We start from the raw sequence: 24,717 nt of genomic DNA on the forward strand, positions 1-24,717 counted from the left end.
CAGAACTCATTGCACATGCAGCAGAAGTCATTGCCCCGATACGTGACGCAAAAGACGGCGATTACATTGATGATGAAGATATTCCGCGCTTAGCTGCGTGGCAAAAATATCGTTATGAGCTAACTAAAGTTGATATATCAAAAGCACCTGATGTCGAATGGCCAGTAGCGCCTGAATAATCAGCAAACCTTAAATCTGAACAAGCCCGCATTATGCGGGCTTTTTGTTGTGCACTTCCCATAGCTCTACACCGATGCTATTGCAAAAATCCGCAAGATAATTAAGCCCTGACCATTCACGCACACCACCCCGCGCAGCCTCAACATAAACCGCTGTTTCTGTGTTTCGGCACAAGCCAAATAATCGCCACTTACCCGTATTTGTGCGTATGGCCACAACCCGCGCAAACAGCTTCATTTGATAAAAATCCTGAAAACTTACCTTTGTTCTTGCCGTCGCTCTCACACAAACCTCAGCTTTGTTATCAACAAACCTATGATTTGCAATTTTCACATATTGCATCAGGCGTTAGTAATGTTATCCGACAAGCGTAATATCACGCTGGGAAGGTAGTGGATTTGCATACACCATGCCGCTAATTATCGGGATAATCGTCTGTTGTGATTTATCTGTTCGCTCCAATTTTACTGATAACACTCTATTTTGCTCTTGCGAGGTCAAGGGTGTTGTTGAAAGCAAGATTGCGGTTAGAGGAATTATTACCTGCCCTGATTGCTCCAAACGACGGCGGCGACCGCCTAGCTTAATTTTTGGGCTAATCCCTGCAATGTTAAGGCCAAAGAAATTTACTGGCGCCGCTGCGCTGGCAGTAGTTGCCGGGGTAAATATTGAGCCCGCAGAGAAGCCCGATAACGTTAATGTAAGTGCTGATAAGTTCGGCGGAACATTCTCTACGGCTGTATCGAAGAATATCTCTAAATCTAATACAACGCGCTGTAACGGATTTTGGAAGGATTGCGACCATAATCCACTATCGTTACCACCGAACACATCAACAAGCGTGTGTTGATACGGCAGTGACACAACTTGCTCAATGCTTCCCCGGAGCTCATGAAGTGTTATCAAATCCGGTTGTATCGCTGAATTTGCGACCGCGCCGGATGGTAATTCACTAATAGCGATTAGCTCATCTTCTGTTATTGCCATTATTTAGCCTCTAATATTCTAATTTTACTGTCTAAATCATTGTTCTTTTCATACATGTCAGAAAAAATATAATTAAGTTCTTTGAATTCAACAGCATCACCTAAAGCAATAGACCCATCAGGCGCAAATAAAGTAGGCCTAAACCCTTCCGCTATCTTTTTGTTATTGGGTTGCTCTTTGCTTGGGTACTTGCCATTACTCATGGGGTAGCTTCTGTGAACGTGGGCGAATTTATCCACCAGCCCCTCCTTCTAATACCTGAATCCGGTCACGTAACTCTCTATATTTTCGGTATAAATCACAAATGATGTAATTCATGTGTTGAGCGGTCACTCCGTCGCCAATGACTAAATTGCCGCCCGAATCAATATAAGTGGGAGCAAACCCCGTCGCCTGAAGCTCTTGTTTTGGCTCCGTCTTATTTGGAACATCCGCATTATTTGACGGGTAAGTCACATCATCTTCAGCCCAACTATCCATTTGATATCACCATATGTTTTACGGTTAATAATGTGTTTTTGGGTGACATGGGTTCACCACTTGCTTGAGAATTACCAAGAGTGCGAGTTAATACAGAGAATCCAGTTTTAACCCTGATTGTTGCCCCGTCACTGACTCTGATGGCTCTTTGTGTTCTTTCGTATTCAATTCCGCCCCATACAGCCGGAAATATGTTACCGGGCATCATCGCTGCGTTATCGACCATCGTTGCATTTGGAGGTGTTGCGGCGCTATAAACATCAACTGACAGCGTAGCCGATGCCATAGCCTCATTAATTTGCATGTTTGGCGCCATGCTACCTAGGGATGAAAATATCATTCTCCCTAATGGCGCCCGATTAAACACCGCACCAATCGCGCCGGAAATTAGACTTACGCGGTCTATAGGAAGGAAATTAAGGTTATACGTTGCGTGTAAATATGCGCCTAATGTTGGCCTGCTCTGCTGGGAACTGGTAATGACAGAAAATGAACGCAATCTATCACGGTACTCTTCATCACTCGCGTTATCACGCTTGGTGCCAAGCAATTCACCGCAGGCATCTAGTAGCGTCCCTGATGCGTCAGAGATAGAAAAGCCAGTTTCGAGGTAATCAATAGCACTTTTAATGGCGGATGTGTTGGCTCTAATGCCCCCCATTAGTTTTATATTCCTTATTTTCCTAACTTTTGAGGTGAATCGTTTCCGGGCTAATTCTTCTATTGGGGTGATAATTGGTTTCATGATTCACCCTCAATTGTGATTGCTGAATCTTTAGTTACACCGATGGCACCATCAGGAATGCCCACCGCTCTCTCTGTAGGCGGGGAGTTAACTCCCACATATATAATAATATCAGTAAGGGGAGGGAGCGCGATTAATAACCGGGCGTATATTTGCCCCGCGAACACATCACGGCTAACGGGTAATGCGCTGAAGTAGTCTTCTATAACCGTTCTAACAACTGTGAAATAATCGCTAGGTTGCGTGCCTATTTCAGTGTCCCAAACGGCACCAGACACTGATACGTAAACTAGTTGATACGCCTGTCGGTCAAAGTACATGGTTTCAGTAACTTCACCGTCTGATGCTGTCCCATAACTGGCACCGTAAGTATTTACCTCTCCCGCTGCTGAATCCCAAATAGCTTGCGCGATATCATCATCATTGCCACCAGATACAAACACGCGCACAGATTTACCCGGCAGGCCGTCCAAATTTGTTTCAATTGCTCTATTTGAATTTACCGAGCAATAAGTAACACCGGAAACCGCCGCCACTGCTGCTCTGATGCCCGGCCTTGACGCTGCGACACCTATTGAGCGCTTATTAGCTGCTGCCTGAAGTCGTGGCCTATACACTTCATCAAGTTCAATCTCAAAGCCCCTGAGCCCTTGCGACAAGACTAATATTTTATCAGTCACTATATCGCCGTACTCAACTAGCGGGAATTCGTCATCAGACTGATAGAAGGCCATGACCGGTACGGCAACACGAATAACGCTAAATACTTCATCACTGTAAGCAAATGTAGCCAGCGTCTCCCCATCATCTACATACAGCATTAGACCGAACTCAGTAGACATGGTTGATAAGCTGGTGTTAGCTTCGGCTGCAATACCGAAAAGACGAGATATCACTGATACTGATGAATCACCGGTTTCATAAATTGTGGTGTAATCAACGGCATTAACAGATATAACAAAGACATTACCGGAAACTAATGCGATTTCATTAATTGCTAAGACCAGCCCAACGGCTCGTTTTTTATCGGCAATAATCGGAGCGGAAACTCCCCACTTACCATTAATGCCGCTAACTGTAAATGCGTCACCTGAGGCAACGCTTCCACCATCTTCCAACAAATAGACGACCACAACAGATGAGTGAGTCAACCCTCTACGCCTGACGCCTAAAATCTCCCCTTTGCCGTCAAGCTGCGGCCCCTCCCCTTGAGAAATAAAGAAGCCCGTATAGAGCCAGCCTAGCGACTCCACAACCTGCAAATCATCTTCAGCATTAACACCGATTATCTGACCGATAACAGCATCGCCTTCACTTGATATGGTTCCGAGTTTTTCCCTTAGCCGTGCGTAAATCTCGCCACGCAACTCCGGTAGTCTCGCCCCTCTCCAGCCGGATTCATCAACTAATTTCACAATGAGGCCTCTTTAGTATCCGCACCAACTTTTACGTTATAGAAAACAGATAGTCTTCCGCCGACGAAAGCAGTGCTAGTTGTGATAATGCCGCTCACACCAGCAGTTTTAGAACCTTCAGCCACCACCATTTTTGCAACCGTGCTAGCGGGTAGTTTTGTTCCCATAATGCCAAAGAACCACGGCAAGCCGATTGATTCATCAAGCCACCATTCAGCGCGACTCATGCCAATACGGATTTCACATTGTTGGGCTATGCCATCAATGCCACCATCAAGCACTAAATCGCCGTTACGCATGATGACACCTTCATCATCTTGCATTACATCAAACATAAATTCCCTTGACAGCAACTAACTTGGCGGTAGTAACCATACAGCGACCGCAACCGCCCATTAATTTTATTTCAACCACATAACCCACATCTAACTCACGCCTCCCCTGTCCTGTGAGCATTTTTAACGTTATCCTTTCCATCTGTTGCGGCGGGCTGGGGGATTCAAAAGCTCCCGTATTACGCGCTTGTTTGTACTGCTCTATATTGATGTACATAGTTAGTCACCATAACCACTCGAACAACTGTCATTTCAGCGTCAAGACACTCAAGGTCTAGAATGTCATCCATTGCAAAACCTTCCCCAGCATCATGCATGGCCTGAGCTAATGCGGCCTGATGAGCGGTTTCATAAATTATCGTTGAGTAATGCGGCCTATAGCCTCGCTTAATTCCCGGCCCCTTCCCCGGAATGTCTACACGAACGCACATTTGTAGGACTATTTTCTGAGGCACATCTAATAACTTAGCCACACCAACGCGCTTAATAAGCAATCCACATCGCTCCGTAACACGAATGACAGCACCTTTCTTGATGTCGTGCGTCATATCGCCAGCGAGTAGAAACTCACCATTCTTGGTTGCCAGATGTGCGCCGTATTCACTTAATACATTCACTATCACCGCCTTAATTAATAGGTACTGATGTTCTTCCGCCTGTCTCGTCATGCTGATGACCGGAATACTCTGACCCGCCAATTTCAGCCGACTGAACTTTTAATTTCCCGCCCAAGCCCTCACCAGTACCAGACCATGACAGATTGCCTTCAACGTTTGTATTCGCTTTGATTGTCAGCCCGCCGCCCGCATTTATGATTATTTTGTCTCCGGTCATCATAATTTCAGCGCCTCCGCCATTAGTCAGGGTTATAGATTTATCATTAAGCAGTATTTGTGCTGAGTCGCTATAGATAGACACGCCAGCGGCGCCGGGGAATGGTTGTGAGGATACATCAGAGAAACCACATATAGCCGCGCAAGCTGATAATACTTTGTGGTCTGGCGTATCGTTATCAGTATGAGAAATGGCGATAAGTAAACAATCGTCGCCCTCTTTTATCTGGCCTGAAATACCAGATTTACCCCCATTCCAAACAAGAGAGATTACCCTTACATCAGGGATTGGCGGATATTCGACCGAATCCTCATTATCTTCAAATGTGCGACGGGCTGTAGGTTTCACTGTTGCTCTACCACCAGCAATTGAAACTATTTTTGCCTCAAGCGTCAGAATCATTGAGCCAAATTCTTGACGAATCATTGACCTTACTTGTGACACGCTCCTCATTTAATCACCCCGGTAAATTCCGTTTCCCATGTTGAGTGGTCACGCGTGCCAAATCGATGTTTGATGCTTGTGATTACTACCCACCATGTGCCAAGCGATGGCGAAATCAGCTCCACAGTGTCGCCTACCTCGATTCCACCCCTTAATACTGAACGGAACACAATTCCCTCAATCACGCCGATTTGACGTCGTGCACCTCTGCTGTAATCAGTCTGAGCGCCGGGTGGAGGAAATGGGTATACGGTCTTTTTAGATTTTGATGTCTTCCCTGTTTTTGACGATTTTTTCCGGCGCTTTGGCGTGTGTATCTTTAATCGTGGTGTACCTAAAAGCCCTGACTCTGGACTAATAGACGCTGCTCCCGCTGTTATCGCATCCCCAGCGGTGACAATGACTGACTGATATTGAATAGACCAAGCTGCATCACATTGAGCACATAAGCTGGCGAGCACTTCGCGAGATAAGGCGGCAATTGATAGATTTTTTGACAGGTTAAGGGTTTTGGCAGCGGGTGATAATTGCGCCCCTAGCCCCATGTCTTTTGCGACTTGTTGAACCGCTGCATTTAAAGAAGATCCAGCGGCAAAAGTGCGGGATGTAGTCGAGGCCCGGTAAGGTATTAATGATTCATGCAAACGAATCTCTAAAGCGTAAACCTCATCATTCTTTATTGTGACGGCGGAGCTTAACTCTCCTTGGAAAAGAGTAGGCATCCCCTCATCTTTATAACCAGCGGCGACAGTTACCAAACTCCCCGCCACTGCTATTTGATTTTGTGTGTCGGCTGTTAGGCCGTAAATAGTTAATGTGGCTTCGTTGGGCTCTTCTTCATTATCGCGGGTACATGAGAAGTCAACATCACCATTATCTATGGTTAATGTGAAGCCTGTTGGTGTAATGACTGTAATTTGATAGATGCGCCCGTATGCCATGTAAAACCCTTTATTCGTGGTTATGGCGTTAAGCAAAGCACGCAAGTTAAGCGGATTGTAGTCACGCCTGACAAGTGGCCCGCAGGCTATACACTATGTCCTGTGGATAAATACCGACTTTTTACCCACCTGCACGAAATGATTTTTTGTCAATACCCTATCAAAACCCCGCCGCGCCTCAATCGCTATGTGTATATCATTTATCATGCCAACTTTATTAATATTACTTTCCGCCCTGATGCGCACCAAGTTGACGCCATTTGTAAATGTAACAAGTCAAAAACAGTAATTATTATTGGCGAGACTGCCAATGAATAACTATTCAAACCCTGATTAATATCAGTGCTCATGCGGTCTGAAACAAAGCTGTGACGATAAAAATCAACGTAGCCCCCAAGGGCGAGCAATAGAGTGACCTACCGTTTTAGTGCCTGATTTAATGAAAGCGACAAGTATCAATAGTCGTTTCGGGTGGTCATACCAGATGACTGAAACAAAGGCGAGAATACGCTCTATTTCCGCTAAAAAGGTATCATCTATTGCATTGATTTATAAGCGTTTAATTTCATGGTGAAAATCAATTTAAGTGTATTTAAAACATGAAACCATCATCAAGATTTGATTTAACTAGTTGAAATTAAAATAATTTAAATTTCCTCTGATTAGAACTAGCCGCCAATTCCCTTACTTTCCCCATTCTCGCCCGGCTTTGTGTATTCTTGAAATATTTTGTTTCACTTGTGGGTATTTATGCCTCTTTCTTCCCTATCCATCCATGCTATTGCTGATGTTATGTGTTTTCAGTCCACATATAACATATCCGCAACCAATTGAAATATATATTTAATTTATATGCATTAACTTTTAGTTTCTCACTTTTGTGATTTTGTAGAATGTAACAACCATAAACGGTCATTTTTAATACCGTAAAAAGGTATTTTCTATTAACACACTGATTTTAAAGGTTATATATATTTTTCATGAAATAGCCATTCTCACACGGCTAATCACTTGAATCTTTACGCGTTTTTCTATCTAACAGGTAGTTATCCACACCCGCAAAAAGCAACATTAAAACAACTACATTTAACAATTTATTTACATGTGTTATTTAACAATTTCACAACATTTATAACCAAGAATACAGGCGAAAAAAAAAACCGCCATATAGGCGGCTGGTGATGCTAAAGGAGGGTTAAACAAATGTCATATATTCATCAATTGCATTTTCTATGGCTTTACGCATTTGTTTGTGTGGCGCATTTTGAATATATGTGGCTGGCACATCTTTTATAGAATGATTAAGTATTAGTTCTACTGCTAAATAATCCTCTCCCCTTACTGCCGCTGATGTCCTGAATATTTTTCTTAAATCATGACAACGCCATTTCACACCAGCACGATAAATAAACATTTCCATTGCTGAGTAATTTATTTTTGATTCCTCTATTACCGCAAGCCAACCGCTAACAATGTCTATATATTTAATTGGTATTGGAATTGATAAATCTGCACATGTTTTTGTTGCCCTGTTTGGGATAAATAACATACTGCCTATTATTGATCTTCTCGTTAATGTTGTTGTCTCTGTTGCCCTTAATGCAAATAATAGCATCATCTTAGCCGCTTCTTTATATGGGCTTTTTAACTTTTCTATATCTGTAATGATTTCTTCCAACTCATCAATACTTACTCGCCCCGGACGCTGCATCGGCTTAAAGCGTTTCACCTGCAACCCAACGTGACGAGCCGCCAATCTTGCCGCATCATGAATGGCCTGCACTGACGAGGGTTTCATTGCTACTACTGTAATGTCTGCGTCAAGTATCCATCGCAAAAGCGCGGCAACTTCGTTTAGCTCCGTTCGTACTGTTGTTGCTGCCTTTCCATCTTGTAGGGATTTATCCGCATGGCGGCGCCAGTAATCGACGTGACTTGCAGCCCGAACTCCCAAAGAAAGAACCGGTGAGGCGGATTTTATCGCCCAGTTGGCCCGCGCCTGCGTTGCTGGCTTTACCCCTCGCCTCATTCTTGACCGGTGACACTACGTGAAATCTGTAGCACTGGCGGCATGATTGCCCGCCATATTTTGCCAAACATATCCTGACTTGCTGCCGGATCATCATGGAGCAAGTCAGCCCACATTTTATTACTGTCTGTTGCTGGCATAATTAACCCCTTCTTTTTAAATAATCAGCGCGGTAACTTTGCGCCTTGTCTAAGTCGCTGTCTTGCGTGTCTTTGAATCCGTACACAATAAAATAATTATCTCATTATTATCCCTGTTATCCTCGGCTATTGGTGCATACTCACTATGAGTATTATTAAGTTCGTATTCATTCTCAAATAAGGTAATCAATGATGAAAGATAACGAATACCAGCCTCCGAAGGTCTGGACGGAAAATAATGAAAGCGGCGGTGTATGGTCAAAGATCAATCGCCCGACGGCGGGCGCCCGATATGAAGCTGCCCTGCCCGTTGGCAAACATCCGTTACAACTTTACTCCATGGGCACCCCAAACGGCCAAAAGGTGACTATTCTGCTTGAAGAGTTGCTGGCACTGGGTGAGAAAGGTGCAGAATATGATGCTCACTTGATACGGATAAGTGAAGGCGATCAGTTCTCCAGTGGTTTTGTTGCCGTAAACCCCAATTCAAAAATTCCCGCGCTGATGGATAATTCAACACCCACACCGATAAGGGTGTTTGAGTCCGGTGCCATTCTGCTTTATCTGGCAGATAAATTTGGTCATTTCCTACCAAAAGCACTCGCAGACAGAACCGAAGCGCTGAATTGGTTGTTCTGGCTACAGGGTGCAGCACCTTATTTGGGCGGTGGATTCGGTCATTTTTATCATTATGCTCCGGTGAAAATTGAATATGCAATTGATCGCTTCACCATGGAAACGAAGCGCCAGCTCGATTTGCTCAATACTCGGCTCAAAACGCACCAATATATTGCCGGTGATGAGTACACGATTGCAGATATTGCTATCTGGCCTTGGTATGGCAATTTAGTTTTGGGCCTGCAATATGAAGCAGGGGAATTCCTGGATGTGAAATCTTATACCCATCTGCTACGTTGGACAGAGAAAATAGCCAAACGCCCTGCCGTTCAACGCGGCCGCATCGTCAACCGCACCTGGGGAGAACCCAACGAACAGTTAGCTGAACGCCATGACGCGTCAGATTTTGACCATCTCACTTACTCTAATGCATTGTAATCTTACATCGCCAACCCCCCGCCACCTGCGTAGGGGGTTTTCCCGGCGATTTTCATCACTTCCGCTCCCAAGGTAACAAATGGTGCTCGTCGGCTGGCATAAATAATACCTCCGGCTTGGGCGCGAACCGCTTTTACTGTATCAGTGACGGGATCAATTATTTCAGCAACCACTTCGTCTTTCCCTACCCATTCGCCCGGTTGGCGTAATAACAGCAGGATACCACTGGCAGGCGCATTAATAATTTCACCGGCAGTAAACGGCAACATCACTACTTCCCGCTGCGGAATAGCTTGATGTTCACCCTTGATCGCACCACGATACTGCAAATAATGATAGAGACGCTCAGCATCGGCACTGGCCAGTGCGTGGCTGACATCCTGCTGACCACGCAGTTCTACCGTCACGGCCATGCAAGCAGGCGAAAGCTGGCTTAGGTCGGGATGCTGCGCCGCCAGACGGTGCCACGGCAAACCACAGGCTTCATCAAAAGACCCCCCGCCGCTGTCTTGTGAAAGCAGTATGGTGTCAATATTCAAAAAACGGGCGAGAATGTCCACTGGCTCACGCCACGCGGGGTCAGCGTACATATGTAAAATAGCATGATCGTCACAATGTAGATCCAATACCAAATCAGCATCACAGGCCAGTAGTAGCAAATGCTGGCGCAGCGCGGCGACTTCACTACTGACGGGTAAATCAAGTAATGCCGCCACCATGGCAGAACGTACTTGTTGCTGAATACTACCGCCATCAGTGGCTGCGTGGGATGCCAGCGGCTGTTGCGCTAACTGGATTTGCACTAACTGAGCCAAATCGGGAAAATCGCGGTTAAAGTTGCGGCCGGTAACCAAATCGAAACGGCCGATGCCGCTGTTAAGCAGCACCTGCGCTATTCCCGGCGGGTTAGCGATGGGCACAATAATTATTTCACTCTGAATTTTGCCACGGCGTTCCGCCTGACTGAGTAATCTTTTAAGATAATGTAATACCAGCATTCCGGGCAGTTCATCGGCATGCAAACCGGCCTGTAGATAAATTTTCTCGCCCAAGCCCTGCTGGCCGAAATGAAAACTGGTTAATTGACGCTGCCCACCCAGGGCATGTTCAGGTAACTTATGATTATTGATTTTCATTGGACGCCCTATCTGTGGAAAAGAAAGCCCGGCTTGACCGAATCGATAACAAGATCCTTGAAATACTGAGTCAGGATGGCCGCATCTCTTATCAGAAGCTGTCAGAGCAAGTTAACCTCACCGCCCGCCCTTGTTTGGAGCGAGTGCGGCTATTGGAACGAGCCGGTATTATCCGTGGTTACAGCGCCATCATTGAACTGCCGGAGCCAGAACATGCCTTTGTGATACAAGCGCAAATTGCGCTAGCCGACCACGGTCATTCTCAGGCGGCCTTCGAACAAGAAGTGCGCAAAACACCGGAGGTGTTGGACTGTTGGTTAGTCGGCGGCAGCTTCGATTTTCTGCTGCGTATTGGTTGTCGTAACATGGAACATTACCGGTTGCTGGCAGATACCTGGCTGACCAGTAAAAAATTCCGGGTAGACAAAATTGTTACACTGACTGAATTGCAAGTCATCAAACGTTCCTGAAGTAACTTGATCCGTAAGGGATTTTTTAGTCATGACGGGCAAATGCTAACCAGCGCCGCTCTGCCCGTGAAAACAGGAAAATCAACATAAAGGTACACAGCAGATAAAGCGCCGCGGCCATGAGAAACGGGATAAATGGCGAATAGGTAGCGGCATAGAAAGAGCGCGCCACGCCGGTGATATCCAGCAGCGTTACGGTGCTGGCAAGGGAGGTGGCATGCAGCAGGAAGACCATCTCGTTATTTAACGCCGGAATACCGCGCCGCAACGTTGCGGGCAGTACCAGCCGACGAATGATCTGCCACTGGCTCATACCAAAGGCTTCCCCTGCCACCCACTCCTAGCGCGGGAAGGTCACCATCATTCCGGCCAATAGTTCCGAGACATAAGCACTGGTATTGAGTACCAGCGCCAGCGTGGCACAGAAGGTGGCATCCCGAAACAGCAGCCAGAACGGTTGGTCGTCCTGCCAGCCCAATTGCACCATGTCAAATTGCGACAAACCGTAGTAAATCAGCATTAATTGCAGATAGAGCGGCGTGCTGCGGAAAAAATAAGTCACGCTACGAATTGACCAGGATAACCAACGCGGGCCAAATGCCTGACCAACTGCCATCAGCAGTGCCAGCAACAAACCGGGAACCACTGACAGCAAAAATAATTTGGCGGTCATGGCCAGCCCGGTAACATCAGAACCGTCGCTATACAAAAATGTGGGGGCAGCCTCCAGCATGGTTTGCAGGTTCATTCACGCGCCCTCGCAGCGGTTGAGGTCGATAGCGCATAGCGCCGTGAAAGGAGGCTGAAGCCCCATGTTGAAATCGCGGTAATGACCATGTAAATCATTGCCACCAGGAAGTAAAACAAGAAGGGTTTTTGTGTCGCTCGCCCAGCCTGTTCCGCCAACCACACCATGTCCTCCAACCCCAAGATTGATATCAATGCTGAAGCCTTCATTAATCCAAGCCAGTTATTGTTGATCCCCGGAATGGCAAAGCTGAGCATCTGCGGCAACATGATACGTCGGAACACCTGCGTTGGGCGCATTCCGTAAGCCACCGCCGCCTCCAACTGGCCGCGATCCACCGTTTGAAACGCCCCACGGAAGGTTTCGGTGTAATAAGCACCAAATACAATGCCAATGGCCAGTACACCTGAAATAAAAGTGTTAAAGCGAACCGGCCCCACGCCCAACAAGCCGAGGAACGAATTCACCAGCATTTCACCACCAAAAAACAGCAACAGCATAATCACCAGTTCAGGAATGCCCCGAACCAGTGTGGTGTACCCCGTCGATATCCAGCGTAACCAACGCGGGCCAAAAAGCTTAATGATCGCATTGATAAGCCCGAGTACCAGCGCGACCGCAAGTGACAACAGCATCACACACAGCGACAACCCCGCCCCCTGAGCCAGCAACGGCAAATACTCTATTACCATCATCGGTCTCCTGTCGCTGACTAACGGGTACCGGGCGCTTCAGCTAGCGTCCCGGCAGGTTTGAATTGATCAATAGAATCAAATGAACAAAGACTCAGTTGCCATAAATATCGAAGCTGAAATATTTCTTCTGAATGGCATCATAGGTGCCATCAGCACGGATAGCTTTAATCGCGCCATTCAGTGCATCGCGTAATGCGGGGTTATCTTTACCGATGGCGAGCCCCACATCCGATGAAATGGTTTCGTCTTGAATAACCGGGCCGGCAAAGGCAAATTTCTGCCCGCGCGGCGTGTCGATAAAGCTGCTGGCCGCTTGAATGTTGTCTTGCAACGACGCGTTGATGCGCCCGGACATCAGATCCAGATATACATTGTCCTGATTAGCGTAAGAGACGATTTTAACCCCCTGCCCACCCCAATGTTTTTTCGCATAAGTCTCATGGATGGAACCGGTCTGTACCCCAACAGTTTTACCTTTTAGACTAGCGGTGTCCGGCAACAACGGGCTGCCTTTACGGGCGACTAATTGTGCGGCGCTGCGATAATAGCGGTCAGTAAAATCCACTTCTTTTTTGCGCTCATCAGTAATGGTGAGCGATGCAATGATGGCATCGAACTTTTTGGCATTAAGGGCGGCAATCATACTTTCAAAGGGTTGTTTGACGAATACGCACTTGGCATGCAGATTTTCACACAATGCATTGGCGATATCGATATCAAAACCGGTGATCTCACCATTAGGCGCAAGAACGTCAAAAGGTGGATAACCGCCGTCCACCCCAAAGCTGATAGTGTCAAAAGCCTGAGCCGCAACTGGTGCGGAGTGGATCAGGCTGGTAGCCAGTATCAGGCCGGTAAACAGAGCAGCGCATGTCTTTTTCATGATTCAGATCCCGATGTTGGCAAGTAATAGAAACGGCGAGCAATAGAAACTGTAACTAGTTAGAAACGTAACGAGAGGCAGGTTAGGCCGCCATCCATTTTTTTAAATTCACTGGTATCAAGTTGGATGATGGGCATCCCAAGTTTTTCAATTTGGGCCAAGGTGTAAGGATAACCTTGTGGCGTAATTAGCGTATCATTGATCCATAAGGTATTACCGGCATAAGATTCATCTTCAGGAATAACGATTGAATTAAAACCCGCAAACGCCGGATGCTGTTGGTAATCTTCGGTTAGCAATAACGTATTGCGGCCAACGTAATTAACAATAGATTTCAGGTGTAACCCCGCGTTCACTTCAATCGCTGTCACCCGATAGCCATAGCGCGCCACTGCGGCGGTAAACTCGCGGATCCCCACTTCATCGGTGCGCGCAGTCAGCCCGACAAAAAACTGTTTGCCAACCAGCAACACATCACCCCCATCAAGATGACCTTGGTGGCTCATGCGCGTCACTGGGCGACGCCCCTCAAATAATGGCGCAATGGTCTCTACTTCACCCTGGCGGCTGGGCGCGCCGGGATGGGTTATCACCGCCAGTTCAGGCATCACTACCGCAGTATCTTCCACAAAGTGTGCATCTGGAAACGCGGGCGCAGCAGGTAAAATAGTCACTTTCAAACCCAGACGAAGCAACGTATCGACATAGGCCAGAAACTGACGACCTGTAGCTGCTATATCCGGTGCGCCCAGTTGGGAAGTCGTCTGACCGCTAGCGCAGGTATCTGCCGGAAGTCTGGCAATGGCTTGTGTAAAGTGCATAGGCGATTCTCTTAATTGATAGGAGCGAAAGTATTGATTTGATTATTAAACAGATACTGTCACCAATCAGGTTGAATAAGCCTGGTGCGGCTATACATTTGCGCTATATATGGCTCCCTGCGCGACCTATTCCGCTGCCCGCCACAACAGAACCGTCTGCCTCTATAGGTTTCCGTTATATACTGAATGTTATAATATAAAATTCAAATATTGTTCTAACCAAGGGCGTCAAATGAAAAAGTTAACCTTAGTGATGCTCACACTATTGCTGGTAGCCTGTGCAAATACCGGCCATGTCGGGGTGAGTGGCGGTTCGAGGGGCATCTCCGGTATCAGTGTGGGTACCGGAATTAGCCGGTAGACAGGTGTTTTCAGCACCCTGCCTGGCCGGTTTGGTTGCAGGACCGGCGGTTGGTTGATAAACCGAGGTCTTATTTCAGCGATATGCGTTATCGAAAATAGGTTAAAGCAACACCAATGACGGCTAACGGAACGGTGGCTCATTAAAGGTGCGTAATTTACGTGAATGTAATTGGTCACCTTCGGCGCGCAGCAGATCTATGGCCCGGATACCAATTTGCAAATGCTCAGAAATAGCCCCTTCATAGAAATGATTCGCCTGCCCAGGTAGCTTGATTTCGCCGTGTAATGGTTTGTCTGAAACACAGAGCAATGTGCCATAAGGCACCCTGAACCGATATCCTTGTGCTGCGATAGTGGCACTCTCCATATCGACCGCAACAGCACGACTTAAGTTAAAACGCAGCGCTGAAGCAGAAAAACGCAGTTCCCAGTTTCGATCATCTGAGGTGACAACGGTGCCGGTACGCAACCGCTGTTTTACCTCAACACCTGGCATGCCACTCACCGCTTTGGTGGCATCGTATAATGCCCGTTGTACCTCGGCGATACTTGGGATCGGGATATCCGGTGGCAGCACCGCATCCAGCACATGGTCATCACGCAAATAAGCATGGGCCAGGACATAATCGCCAATCGCCTGGCTTTCGCGTAGACCGCCACAATGCCCTATCATCAACCACGCATGGGGGCGCAGCACCGCAAGGTGATCACAAATAGTCTTGGCATTGGATGGACCAACGCCAATATTTACCAGCGTAATGCCATGCCCGCCTTCTGCTATTAAATGATAAGCGGGCATCTGATGCTTTTTCCACGCCAGATCGGAGGTGGTTTTTTCTGGATCAGCATTTTCAGCCGTAATGTAGCTGCTACCGGCGCAGGAAAGCGCCCGATAAGGGCTGGTTGGATCCAGAATTTGTTCACAGGCCCAACTGACAAACTCATCGACGTAGCGGCTGTAATTAGTAAACAGGATATAGGGCTGGATATGTTCCGCTGGCGTACCGGTGTAGTGTTTCAAGCGCGCCAGTGAAAAATCGGTACGTAAGGCATCAAAATGCGACAACGGAAAATCGGCCGTTATTGGATCAAGGCCATCGGTGATGCCATCCCCAATTTTTGCCAGATCGGTGGTCGGAAAATGCTGTGCAAGACTCGCGGTCATCGAGCGATCCAGAACCAGGTCCGAACCATCAATAACAAAGGGATATGGCATTTCTTGTTGTGATGGCATAACGTTAAAAACAGCGCCGTACTCACTTTCAAGTAATGTCAGTTGCTCTGTCAGATATTCGCGGAATAGCGCCGGCCGGGTGACGGTGGTACTGTATTGGCCGGTTCGAGAGAAACGCCCATAAGCACGGGTACGCTGGCGGTCACGAAATTTACCCTCCCAATTCACACTGAGCTGTGGGTACGAAAATAGCCCCTTAGCCCTCTCCCCAGCATCGGGTAGAGAACCGTCATTAATAAATGCGCTGATAGCATCACGTAATGCCGCCAGCGCCGACTCGTATAACGTCTCCAGCTTGTCAATCGCTTCGGTGGCTGACAAGTGGATTGAATTTTGTGATTGATTCAAGATATCTCCTTTCAATACGAGTAAAGACCGTGGTTTCCCCGCAAACAACGGGCCATTTTGCCACTTATTCCGGCGTTTGATTCCCTTCCGTCAGCACTAAAATAGTCGTAGATATACCCAATAGGTTTCACGTTGTAGGACGGCGGCAAGCAAGAGCATCCCGATGAGCTTACACCTGTATTGCGCGCAGCCAACACACCTGCAGTTTGAAAAATGACGGGTATAACACATTATTTTCTGCCTTGGGCATCATTACAAAGGTCTCTTTTGCGTGGCAAAATCATTTTTACGCAGTGGTAGTTTGGACGATATTCTGGCATTAGGCGAAAATGGGCAACCGGTTTATGCCTCTGCACTGCAGATAAGAGAGGCATTACGCCTTAAAAAGCAGCCGCATATTGCAGATTGCCTGGCCATTCCTCAACTTAATGAACGGGGTGACCGTATTGACTGGTATGCCCCGATTGAAGGAAATGTGACCCCATGGCTGGCGGCCAGCAATGCTGAACGTAAGGCTGCTATTAAACAGCTATCAGCGTGCCTGGCAAGTGTGAATGATTTATGTCAGCGCGCGCAAAAATCAGAAAAAGCAGCCCAACGACTCTTCGGCGTACTGCTCGCTAAAACAATGCAATTCCCAGATCAGAGCTACGTTTATTGGGTGGCAGGCAAACCCGTACTGACGTTTTGGGGCTTTGTCAGTCAGGATAAAAAAACGCGCACCGACCCACTTGATTGCCTGCATCAAACTGCCGCAGTCATCGAGCCTGTTATCTCCGCTCCGCCTGCAATAGTTACGCCACCCGTTACCGCTGCCGTTGAATTGCCACCATCGTCTGATATTGCTCCAGCCATACCGCCTATTCCAGTAGTAGAACCCATCACGTCAACAGAACCGATAAAAAAACCTGCCCGCTGGCGGCGAGTTAGCTGGATTTTACCGGTGCTGGCTTTAATCACCGCATTGGTGGTGCAATTCAGTGGGGGTATGTCAGAAAATTCTGCCGCCGCCCCTGAAATTAAGTCTTTTATTATTAAAGATAAAATAATAGCCGCCGAAAACAAAGCACGGCCAGCTCAAGACGCTGCCACCGTAGTCACCACTCAGATTCTTCAATCGACTATTGAACCCCAACTTCCGCTAGATAATGCCACCATTACCCCGGCACCCGCCGTCACCGAGCCTGCGGTGATACCGATCGCAACAACAGCGGAGAGTAAAAACGTGCTGAGATTGCCCTTTGATGCCGTCAAAATCGGCTCCACGGCCTTCCTTAATGGTAACTGGCGCGTGAGCCCGGACATTAAAGCCGCGTATACCGGTAAAGCCCCCAGCCTGAAGTATCAGATTAAAAATGGCCAAGGTACGGTTAAAATCACTCATGGCGATAATGTCACTTGTCGCGCCAATATCACCGCCGGATTAATGAAGTCAGGCAATTTGGTGATTAATAGTCGCTATAGAGCGCAATGTAGTGACGGTTCTAAATATCAAATGCCTGAGATCGTTTGTAAACAAGGCGCTAGCGGGATGGCAGATTGCAAAGGCCGTTATGACCCCAATACGACCCTTCCAATGACGATGAAGCGTGAGACTAAATAATAATGCTGGCAACGATCACTGATTATAAACAGAAAATTACGCTCATCCAGAATAGTGGCATCCAGTTTCTAGACTTTGCCTTAAAGCCCGAGTCAGATACTGAACTGCCAAATAAATTTGTCCGCAAAAGTGCCAATGGCCCACTGTTGCGCCTGAATTACCATCAACATAATGGTAAATATTCGCTTATGGTGCCGGGTGCTGCCCCTGAAATTGTTAAACCGGAATTTAGTATCCCGCTGGAACAATCGCTGAAGCTGCTGAACAAAATTTGGTTACCCTTGCCTTTCTTGCGCTTTAATCCGCCACGTACCTTGGTTAATGGGCCAGATAACTGGGCCAGAGTTCAAATTTTAGTCTTAGATACCCCGGATCAAGAGGGTAATACTCTACGGGTGACGATGGCCTTTGATACCAAAGTCTATCCCGAAGGCCACGCCAATGAATATCGGGCACCCAATGAAAACGATATCAAAACTGGGCTAAGCTTTGCGCTGGCCTACCACAATGAAGAACTGGCAGAATTCCTTGATTTAACGTGGGTTGACGGTTGGTTACGGGAAGTGTTTGTTCAGCAAGCCTCCGTTCAGGAAGAGCGTACTGTAAGACATATCACTGCGTCTTTACGTGAATTCGAATATCAAGCGCACTACCTTAATTTGCTGGAGTTACTCGGTCAGCAAATTAAGGTGCCAGAAATCAAAATCAATACCAGCACACTGCAAGAACCGGTGGTCAACGTCGATCTGATCCTTGATGTGGGTAACTCACATACCTGCGGTATTTTGGTAGAAGACAGTGCTGATGAACGTCATGGGCTGAAACAAACTTACGAATTGCAAATACGCGATTTGAGTGAGCCTCACTATCTTTATAATGAATTGTTTGAAAGCCGGGTTGAATTTGCGCAAGCCAAATTCGGCAAACAAAACTTTTCAGTAGAGAGTGGCCGTGATGATGCTTTTATCTGGCCGGCGATTATTCGTGTTGGCTACGAAGCCAGCCGTATGGCGCTGCAACGTCTGGGAACGGAGGGCTCAACCGGTATTTCCAGCCCACGCCGCTACCTGTGGGATGAAGAAGCCTATGCTGCGGGTTGGCGCTTCAATGAAACACAAGCCTCGTTGGCTCATGAACCGCTGGCCACCGCACTACCCTTGGCCCATCTTGTCAATGATGATGGTCAGCCGCTGTATAGCGTCCCCGTCGATGAAAGGCTTCCGGTATTCTCGCCCCATTACAGCCGCAGTTCGGTGATGACATTTATGTTGTCAGAGCTGCTGACACAAGCGTTGGTGCAAATCAACAGCGCGGCACAACGCCTGAAAATGACCCATGCTAATGCTCCACGGCAATTACGGTCGATTATTCTGACGCTGCCCTCCGCTATGCCAAAACCGGAGCGAGAGATTTTCCGCCGCCGGATGAATGAAGCTATTGCTTTAGTCTGGAAATCCATGGGCTGGCATCCGGCTGATGACAACTTTATGTCAGAGCAAGACCGTGCTAAAAGCCAAGTCCCAGTACCGGAGGTACAAATGGAATGGGATGAAGCCACCTGTGGGCAGATGGTTTATTTATATAACGAAACACAGGTTAATTTTGGTGGCCGTACCGCCGCCTTTTTTGCCAGTATGGCGCGACCCGATAAGCAACTTGAAGCCGGTGAGGTGGCAGGAAAGACCTTACGTATTGCCTCAATTGATATTGGCGGGGGGACTACCGACCTGGCGATTACGCAATATTGGCTGGATGATGGTATTGGTAATAATGTCAAAATCAGCCCGCGTCTATTATTCCGTGAAGGGTTTAAAGTGGCCGGTGATGATATTTTACTGGATGTTATACAGCTCTATATTTTACCGGCTCTTCAGGCGCGACTTAAGAAATCTGCTATGGCCAATACTGATGCATTGATGGATAAATTATTCGGTAATGATGGTCGGATGGATGGCCAATCAGTATTGCGTCAACAAGCTACATTACAGATATTCATACCAATAGGCAGAGCAATTCTGGCAGCCTATGAGAATTTTGATCCACTGGACGCTAATGCTGAAATCGAAGCCGCCTTCGGTGAGTTATTATCACCATTGCCGACGCAAAAAGTATTGGATTACATTAACAGTGAAGTTCAGCGTGAACTGCCGGCAGACACTGGAATATTTGATATTTTGCAGGTTCCGCTGGTATTAAAACTCAGCAAATTACACGGTGAGTTTTTATCGAACCGAATGAGTATCACGCAAAACCTGCGCTCACTGTCTGAAGTGGTTTCGCTTTATGCCTGCGACGTACTGTTATTGACCGGTCGCCCTGCGCGCTTCCCTGGTATTCAGGCGTTATTCCGCCATCTGCAACCGCTACCGAACAATCGTATTCTTTCACTGGACGGATATCACACCCGCGATTGGTATCCATTTAACCAGCACGGCCGTATTGATAACCCTAAGTCTACGGCGGCTGTGGGCGCGATGCTGTGTTTGCTGGCGCTCGATTTACGGCTGTCCGGTTTTTATTTTAAAGCGGGCGATTTCCAACCTTATTCGACCATCCGCTATCTCGGGATGTTAGACAGTAGTGATGCTCTGAGCAAAGACAATGTTTATTACCGCGATATTGATCTGGATAGCACTGACTTTACTTTATCATCTGATGTTCGTTTTCAGGTTCGTGGCTCATTGTGCCTTGGATTCCGTCAGCTTGAGAATGACCGCTGGCCCGCCTCACCACTTTATACCTTGTCCATCGTCGATCAGGCACTGGCGCGTAAAATCGCGGGTGACAGCATGTTACATGTGCGGTTGAAACTGGTAAAAGGTGATGACCATCGCCCGGAGCGTTTTGAGATAGCCGATGCGGTGCTGCAAGACGGTAGCCATATTCCATTGCATCATCTCTGCCTCAAGCTAAACACATTAGCCAGTAATGGCTCAAGATCAACCCATTATTGGATTGATAGTGGGAGTGTATTTAGAAAATGAAATCTTTAACCATCAAACAGCTCAATAACCAGCTTCAGCACGTCACGCAAGGCATAGATCAAGCTATTGATTGGATTAACAATACGCGCCAACATGCCACTCGCCTGGATATAGAAGCTGATCAACTGACAATCAAACTGCGCCGCAATCGTAATAAAGCGCGTCAACTGTCAGATATCTCCTTAACCGCCATGAGTATTGGTTTTTTTGGTCAGTCATCCGCAGGGAAACAGCATTTGATGTCAGCACTGGTTGCTGCTGAATATGGCCGATTGGAAACCACTCTGGGTGGGAAAAAACTCGATTTTTGGCAGCAAATCAAACCAGGATATCAGGCCAGTGGCTTGGTTACGCGATTCAGTCATCAGCCGAGTATTAGCCATGAAAGCCATCCAGTGCGGCTCTGCTTACTGAGCGAAGTGGATATTGCCAAGATAGTGGCCAGTGCGTTCCTGCTGGAAAATCATCAGCATGGTCAGGAGTATTCGCTGGATGAACAGTATATTGTCGATCATCTACAGCAATTGGTCATGCGCCGGCAGCCAGTCGCCATCGTCGGCATCAGCAGTGATGATGTCATTGGGCTTTGGGATCACCTGACCCACGATGACGCATGGCGTCAAAAGAAACTGGAAACCCATTTCTGGCCGGTTGCCATTGAATTAGCTCCTTATCTGAGCATTGATGATCGCGCCCACCTGTTTTCATTACTGTGGGCGGAATACCCCCCATTGACGGATGCTTATCGTCATTTTGCCTACACGTTGCAACATTTGGCTAGCGCGACGCAATTACTGGCACCACTTAGCGTATTAGTGGATGATACTCTGCTGCCGGTCAATGGCATCATGAATGTCGCCACCCTCGATTATCTGCACACCTCGGCCGATAGCTATATTCAAGTCCTGCCATGGGTTGATCATGGCCCCGCCGATCCAGTGACATTGTCACTTTCGGAGCTAACCTTTTTAACTATTGAGCTGTGCATCCCACTAAGTTCATTGGCCGGTCAAAATGCATTTGAATCCGTCGACTTACTGGATTTCCCTGATTTTAGTCAGCCACTCGATACATCAGCACATATTAAACAGTCCCTTTATTCACTAGCCCCCCTGCTGTCACGGGCCAAAAACGCCTATTTACTTGAGCGTTATACTGATAAGCAGCAAATCAATCTGTTATTGGTTTGTAATCCGGCGGCGAAACGCTCAGAGGTGAAGTCCGTTGGTAAGGCGTTGGATTATTGGGTTAAACAGACTCAGGGTGAAAACGCTCAGATACGTTCCCGACGAAAACCTGGGTTAATCTGGGCGCTCACGCCTTTTGATCAACGTGTAACTTTGGATTCACCACTGGCAGAGGTGAAAAGTCATGATGAAGCAGTGCAACGTTATGTCGGTAACCCCGGAGATAGCTGGGGCACCATGCTGGCACTGGATGCTCGCGGTGTCGAAAGGATGGTCACGTATCTGACTCAGGAGATCCGCCGTGATATCAAAACTGAACGTATCACCGAGCAACTCCATGAATTACGCCGAGAATTGACAGAAAATCTACTGGCGGATTGGCATCAGCCAGCCAGCCATGAATCACAACAAAAACAACGTATTGCTGAGACGTTACTCAAAGCATTACAAACCCGTACTGGCCTACATGGTGAATTACTGGAACGATTATTACCTTCACGCGATGAGTTGCGTTGCCTGTATCTACAACAGCCAAACCGAACGGCGGAACTGAGAGTTCCAACGACCAATAACGAGCCCTTCAGTATTGGTATCGATATCGACTTACTCAGCGACCAGCCAGTTTCGCCTGAATTACAGACGGCGACGGCCACCCCGCCCGCTAATGACTATGAAACAGAATACGCCACAAATGTGCAGCGTTACTGGGTAAATCACCTGCGACAACTGCCGGATAACGCCCCACTGATTGAACTTTTAGGTATCACTAAACCCACGTTCGAGTTGCTGGTTGCAGAGCTAATTACGGCCAGCATCCGATTGAATATCCGTGGGCAATTAATCAATATACTGACCGACAGCGAGCACGTTGGCCTGCATCGTGAAATCAAAGTGGATCGTCAGGTGTCCCGCGCCCTGTCAATACTGGGCAATTTCATTGCCTGGCTCGGTTTCTTGCAAATTAACGAAGCCCGGCGTCCGGATAGCCGCATTAATCGAGGCTATAAAATTTTTGCCCAACAGCCAAAATTATCATCGTCGTTGGGTGCATCACAACGATTGACTCAATTAACGCTAACGCCAACCAATACTACAGCATGTTATATTTATGATTGGTTGGTGGGTCTAGGCGAAATGATTATTCACAACCAGGGACATTCCGCTAGCAGCGAAATCAATATACAGCATCATGAACAACTGGCGGTCATATTTTCACTGATTAACCCGCCATTTGAATTATAATAATTTGATAATAACCCTGTTATTTCCTTCCTGCGGCGGGGGAAATAACGAGGTTATTTTATCATTCACATAACAACTTAACGTGTTGATTTTTAGTTGCTATCACTTATTGGCATTGCCCTAAGCACCACAATGCCGGGTGTTTTCTTCACATATTCCACGAACGGTGAATCCACAACTTTATTATTCCCTTTTAGCGACGACGCGTTGCGTAACATGGGGCCTTTTGCCGTTCTGACAAATATTCCGGTGTGAGTTACATCCAGCCCTTGAATATGAGTATAAATACCGATGTAATCGCCATTCTTCAAATGACTCACTGCGGCGTCATTAATAAACTCGGCCGGAATATAAACGATATTGCGCTCAATAACGTTTAGCGAAGGAATAAACTCGCCGCCCTCCTTTTTTTGGTTCAGATATTTGATTACAGTACGTGAATGAGGCGTTATTTGTGCTGTGACATCTTGCGCGTTTAATGGTTCCCGGTGTGACCAGTCAGTAAAGAAATGTTTTCGGTTTAAGTAGCTGACATCACCATCAATATATCTGGTATTGATGACTTGCTGAATAAAGTCAGACTTATTTTTTGACTTACGGAAGGATTCGACATAATCAAGGTAAGTAAAGCAATCCAACCCACGGAAATCAATGACTAACTGTTCAGGTTCGGTTACTGAACCGACGAGAACATTGGCCTCATAAGGAGTACCTAAAAATTCGGCTGATATCTTGGTAATAGCGCCACCGGTACTGTGGTGATGTGCTGCTTTTGTCTGCATGTCTATGATGCTGGTGATGCGATTTGCAGTGTAATTATCGATAGCGACGATTTCATGCGGACCAGGTTTCGCACCGCATCCCGCCAAAACCACGATTAAAATTAAAGACAATAATTTATACATAAGTTCCTTCTATGCTTTAACAAGCGCAGCTATTCCATAGGTATCAAGAGTTGTTACCTTAATGTTTTAATTTTAAACATTGCATCAACAATCCCCCATTAAATGGCGCTAATGCATGATAAAAACGATGAGATTGCCTCTTATTGAATAAAAACCATGCTTGCTAAAAAAATTTTCAATTCACCGTTAATTATCTTATTTTTCATGTTATTACATTAGATGTCATTTTGTTATAACCGAATTTCACCCACATAGCGTTGTGATCAGCCTCGGGTTTTTGCATTCTTATTGTTCTGCTCTCTTGTGTCTTTTTGTGGATCGTGTTTATCTTTTAGGGCTTATTACACTTAATGATGAGATACCCCGTGAACCATTCCACTGCCCATTTTGGTCTACTAAACATCGATCTACAAAACGCTGCGCATATTGACGCAGTTGTAGTCGTGCGTGTGGTGGTGGTCGGCAACGCGCCGTAACGGGTAACGAATCCAGCAAGATTCCCAAACCCCGCC

26 protein-coding genes and 1 pseudogene are annotated in these 24,717 nt (G+C 46.9%); 7 read left to right on the forward strand and 20 right to left on the reverse strand.

Annotated features, from left to right (window positions below; all coding sequences use genetic code 11):
• The first annotated feature begins 8 nt into the window (after nt 1-8).
• Nucleotides 9-179 carry a tail fiber assembly protein gene (locus tag AEP37_RS07165; RefSeq protein WP_082170725.1) on the forward strand — a complete coding sequence of 57 codons (171 nt, stop codon included), beginning with the start codon at nt 9-11 and terminating at the stop codon, nt 177-179.
• 31 nt (nt 180-210) lie between these two features.
• Here the strand turns inward: AEP37_RS07165 and AEP37_RS07170 are convergent, their stop codons facing one another.
• The 13 genes from AEP37_RS07170 to AEP37_RS26020 all read right to left on the reverse strand — a co-directional run bounded on the left by AEP37_RS07170 (nt 211) and on the right by AEP37_RS26020 (nt 8,530).
• On the reverse strand, nt 211-513 hold the full coding sequence (locus AEP37_RS07170; protein ID WP_156168545.1) for a hypothetical protein: 303 nt from the start codon (nt 511-513) through the stop codon (nt 211-213).
• A 24-nt stretch (nt 514-537) separates the two neighbouring features.
• On the reverse strand, nt 538-1,167 hold the full coding sequence (locus AEP37_RS07175; RefSeq protein WP_049611896.1) for a hypothetical protein: 630 nt from the start codon (nt 1,165-1,167) through the stop codon (nt 538-540).
• Nucleotides 1,167-1,406, reverse strand: coding sequence for a hypothetical protein (locus AEP37_RS07180; protein ID WP_049611898.1), 240 nt, complete (start codon nt 1,404-1,406; stop codon nt 1,167-1,169). Before AEP37_RS07180 ends, AEP37_RS07175 begins: the two co-directional genes overlap by 1 nt.
• A complete protein-coding gene (locus tag AEP37_RS07185; protein WP_049611900.1) occupies nt 1,399-1,647 on the reverse strand; it encodes a hypothetical protein in 249 nt (82 codons plus the stop codon). Before AEP37_RS07185 ends, AEP37_RS07180 begins: the two co-directional genes overlap by 8 nt.
• Entirely contained in the window at nt 1,640-2,392 is a 753-nt protein-coding gene (locus AEP37_RS07190) for a hypothetical protein (protein WP_049611902.1), read from the reverse strand. The genes AEP37_RS07185 and AEP37_RS07190 overlap by 8 nt, the downstream gene beginning before the upstream one ends.
• A complete protein-coding gene (locus AEP37_RS07195; RefSeq protein WP_049611904.1) occupies nt 2,389-3,807 on the reverse strand; it encodes a hypothetical protein in 1,419 nt (472 codons plus the stop codon). The genes AEP37_RS07190 and AEP37_RS07195 overlap by 4 nt, the downstream gene beginning before the upstream one ends.
• Entirely contained in the window at nt 3,804-4,142 is a 339-nt protein-coding gene (locus AEP37_RS07200; protein ID WP_049611906.1) for a hypothetical protein, read from the reverse strand. Before AEP37_RS07200 ends, AEP37_RS07195 begins: the two co-directional genes overlap by 4 nt.
• On the reverse strand, nt 4,135-4,359 hold the full coding sequence (locus AEP37_RS26015; RefSeq protein WP_156168546.1) for a hypothetical protein: 225 nt from the start codon (nt 4,357-4,359) through the stop codon (nt 4,135-4,137). The genes AEP37_RS07200 and AEP37_RS26015 overlap by 8 nt, the downstream gene beginning before the upstream one ends.
• Complete coding sequence (locus AEP37_RS07205; protein WP_049611908.1) at nt 4,322-4,759, reverse strand: hypothetical protein; 438 nt, start codon at nt 4,757-4,759, stop codon at nt 4,322-4,324. Before AEP37_RS07205 ends, AEP37_RS26015 begins: the two co-directional genes overlap by 38 nt.
• 10 nt (nt 4,760-4,769) lie before the next feature.
• Nucleotides 4,770-5,402: a Gp138 family membrane-puncturing spike protein gene (locus tag AEP37_RS07210; protein ID WP_156168547.1), complete on the reverse strand. Its 633-nt coding sequence runs from the start codon at nt 5,400-5,402 to the stop codon at nt 4,770-4,772.
• 23 nt (nt 5,403-5,425) lie between these two features.
• Nucleotides 5,426-6,361, reverse strand: a complete 936-nt coding sequence (locus AEP37_RS07215) for a hypothetical protein (RefSeq protein WP_049611912.1) — start codon at nt 6,359-6,361, stop codon at nt 5,426-5,428.
• A 1,195-nt stretch (nt 6,362-7,556) separates the two neighbouring features.
• Entirely contained in the window at nt 7,557-8,390 is an 834-nt protein-coding gene (locus AEP37_RS07225) for a site-specific integrase (protein WP_049611915.1), read from the reverse strand.
• Nucleotides 8,387-8,530, reverse strand: a complete 144-nt coding sequence (locus AEP37_RS26020; protein ID WP_156168548.1) for a hypothetical protein — start codon at nt 8,528-8,530, stop codon at nt 8,387-8,389. The genes AEP37_RS07225 and AEP37_RS26020 overlap by 4 nt, the downstream gene beginning before the upstream one ends.
• A 192-nt stretch (nt 8,531-8,722) precedes the next feature.
• On the opposite strand from AEP37_RS26020, the gene yghU reads away from it, so the two are divergent.
• Entirely contained in the window at nt 8,723-9,586 is an 864-nt protein-coding gene (yghU, locus tag AEP37_RS07230; protein WP_049611917.1) for a glutathione-dependent disulfide-bond oxidoreductase, read from the forward strand.
• Between the two features lie 2 nt (nt 9,587-9,588).
• Here yghU and AEP37_RS07235 read toward each other — a convergent pair whose 3' ends face one another.
• Nucleotides 9,589-10,722: a succinylglutamate desuccinylase/aspartoacylase family protein gene (locus tag AEP37_RS07235; RefSeq protein ID WP_049611919.1), complete on the reverse strand. Its 1,134-nt coding sequence runs from the start codon at nt 10,720-10,722 to the stop codon at nt 9,589-9,591.
• Nucleotides 10,723-10,736: 14 nt separating this feature from the next.
• On the opposite strand from AEP37_RS07235, the gene AEP37_RS07240 reads away from it, so the two are divergent.
• Nucleotides 10,737-11,192, forward strand: coding sequence for an Lrp/AsnC family transcriptional regulator (locus tag AEP37_RS07240; RefSeq protein ID WP_049611920.1), 456 nt, complete (start codon nt 10,737-10,739; stop codon nt 11,190-11,192).
• A gap of 25 nt (nt 11,193-11,217) precedes the next feature.
• Here AEP37_RS07240 and AEP37_RS07245 read toward each other — a convergent pair.
• From AEP37_RS07245 to AEP37_RS07260, 4 genes and pseudogenes are all read right to left on the reverse strand, one after another.
• Nucleotides 11,218-11,940, reverse strand: a pseudogene (locus AEP37_RS07245) (ABC transporter permease).
• Nucleotides 11,937-12,632: an ABC transporter permease gene (locus AEP37_RS07250; protein ID WP_049611922.1), complete on the reverse strand. Its 696-nt coding sequence runs from the start codon at nt 12,630-12,632 to the stop codon at nt 11,937-11,939. Before AEP37_RS07250 ends, AEP37_RS07245 begins: the two are co-directional and overlap by 4 nt.
• 94 nt (nt 12,633-12,726) lie before the next feature.
• Nucleotides 12,727-13,518, reverse strand: coding sequence for an ABC transporter substrate-binding protein (locus tag AEP37_RS07255; RefSeq protein ID WP_049611924.1), 792 nt, complete (start codon nt 13,516-13,518; stop codon nt 12,727-12,729).
• A gap of 59 nt (nt 13,519-13,577) precedes the next feature.
• The gene (locus AEP37_RS07260; protein ID WP_049611925.1) at nt 13,578-14,339 is read right to left on the reverse strand and encodes a dimethylarginine dimethylaminohydrolase family protein; all 762 of its coding nucleotides are present in this window, start codon (nt 14,337-14,339) and stop codon (nt 13,578-13,580) included.
• A gap of 232 nt (nt 14,340-14,571) precedes the next feature.
• Between AEP37_RS07260 and AEP37_RS27560 the strand changes: the two genes are divergently transcribed.
• On the forward strand, nt 14,572-14,700 hold the full coding sequence (locus AEP37_RS27560; RefSeq protein WP_268872750.1) for a hypothetical protein: 129 nt from the start codon (nt 14,572-14,574) through the stop codon (nt 14,698-14,700).
• 123 nt (nt 14,701-14,823) lie between these two features.
• Here AEP37_RS27560 and AEP37_RS07265 read toward each other — a convergent pair whose 3' ends face one another.
• On the reverse strand, nt 14,824-16,284 hold the full coding sequence (locus tag AEP37_RS07265) for an AMP nucleosidase (protein WP_049611927.1): 1,461 nt from the start codon (nt 16,282-16,284) through the stop codon (nt 14,824-14,826).
• A 271-nt stretch (nt 16,285-16,555) separates the two neighbouring features.
• On the opposite strand from AEP37_RS07265, the gene AEP37_RS07270 reads away from it, so the two are divergent.
• From AEP37_RS07270 to AEP37_RS07280, 3 genes are read left to right on the forward strand one after another with little or no spacing between them, the layout of a single operon-like run.
• Nucleotides 16,556-17,887 carry an SrfA family protein gene (locus tag AEP37_RS07270; protein ID WP_049611929.1) on the forward strand — a complete coding sequence of 444 codons (1,332 nt, stop codon included), beginning with the start codon at nt 16,556-16,558 and terminating at the stop codon, nt 17,885-17,887.
• Nucleotides 17,888-17,889: 2 nt separating this feature from the next.
• Nucleotides 17,890-20,871 carry a virulence factor SrfB gene (locus AEP37_RS07275; protein ID WP_049611930.1) on the forward strand — a complete coding sequence of 994 codons (2,982 nt, stop codon included), beginning with the start codon at nt 17,890-17,892 and terminating at the stop codon, nt 20,869-20,871.
• Complete coding sequence (locus tag AEP37_RS07280; protein WP_049611932.1) at nt 20,868-23,300, forward strand: putative virulence factor; 2,433 nt, start codon at nt 20,868-20,870, stop codon at nt 23,298-23,300. The genes AEP37_RS07275 and AEP37_RS07280 overlap by 4 nt, the downstream gene beginning before the upstream one ends.
• 92 nt (nt 23,301-23,392) lie before the next feature.
• On the opposite strand, the gene AEP37_RS07285 is transcribed toward AEP37_RS07280, so the two are convergent.
• Complete coding sequence (locus tag AEP37_RS07285) at nt 23,393-24,205, reverse strand: DUF1460 domain-containing protein (protein ID WP_049611934.1); 813 nt, start codon at nt 24,203-24,205, stop codon at nt 23,393-23,395.
• Between the last annotated feature and the right edge of the window lie 512 nt (nt 24,206-24,717).

Origin of the sequence: Yersinia pekkanenii, assembly GCF_001152565.1 — a bacterium.
Taxonomy (GTDB): Bacteria; Pseudomonadota; Gammaproteobacteria; order Enterobacterales; family Enterobacteriaceae; genus Yersinia; species Yersinia pekkanenii.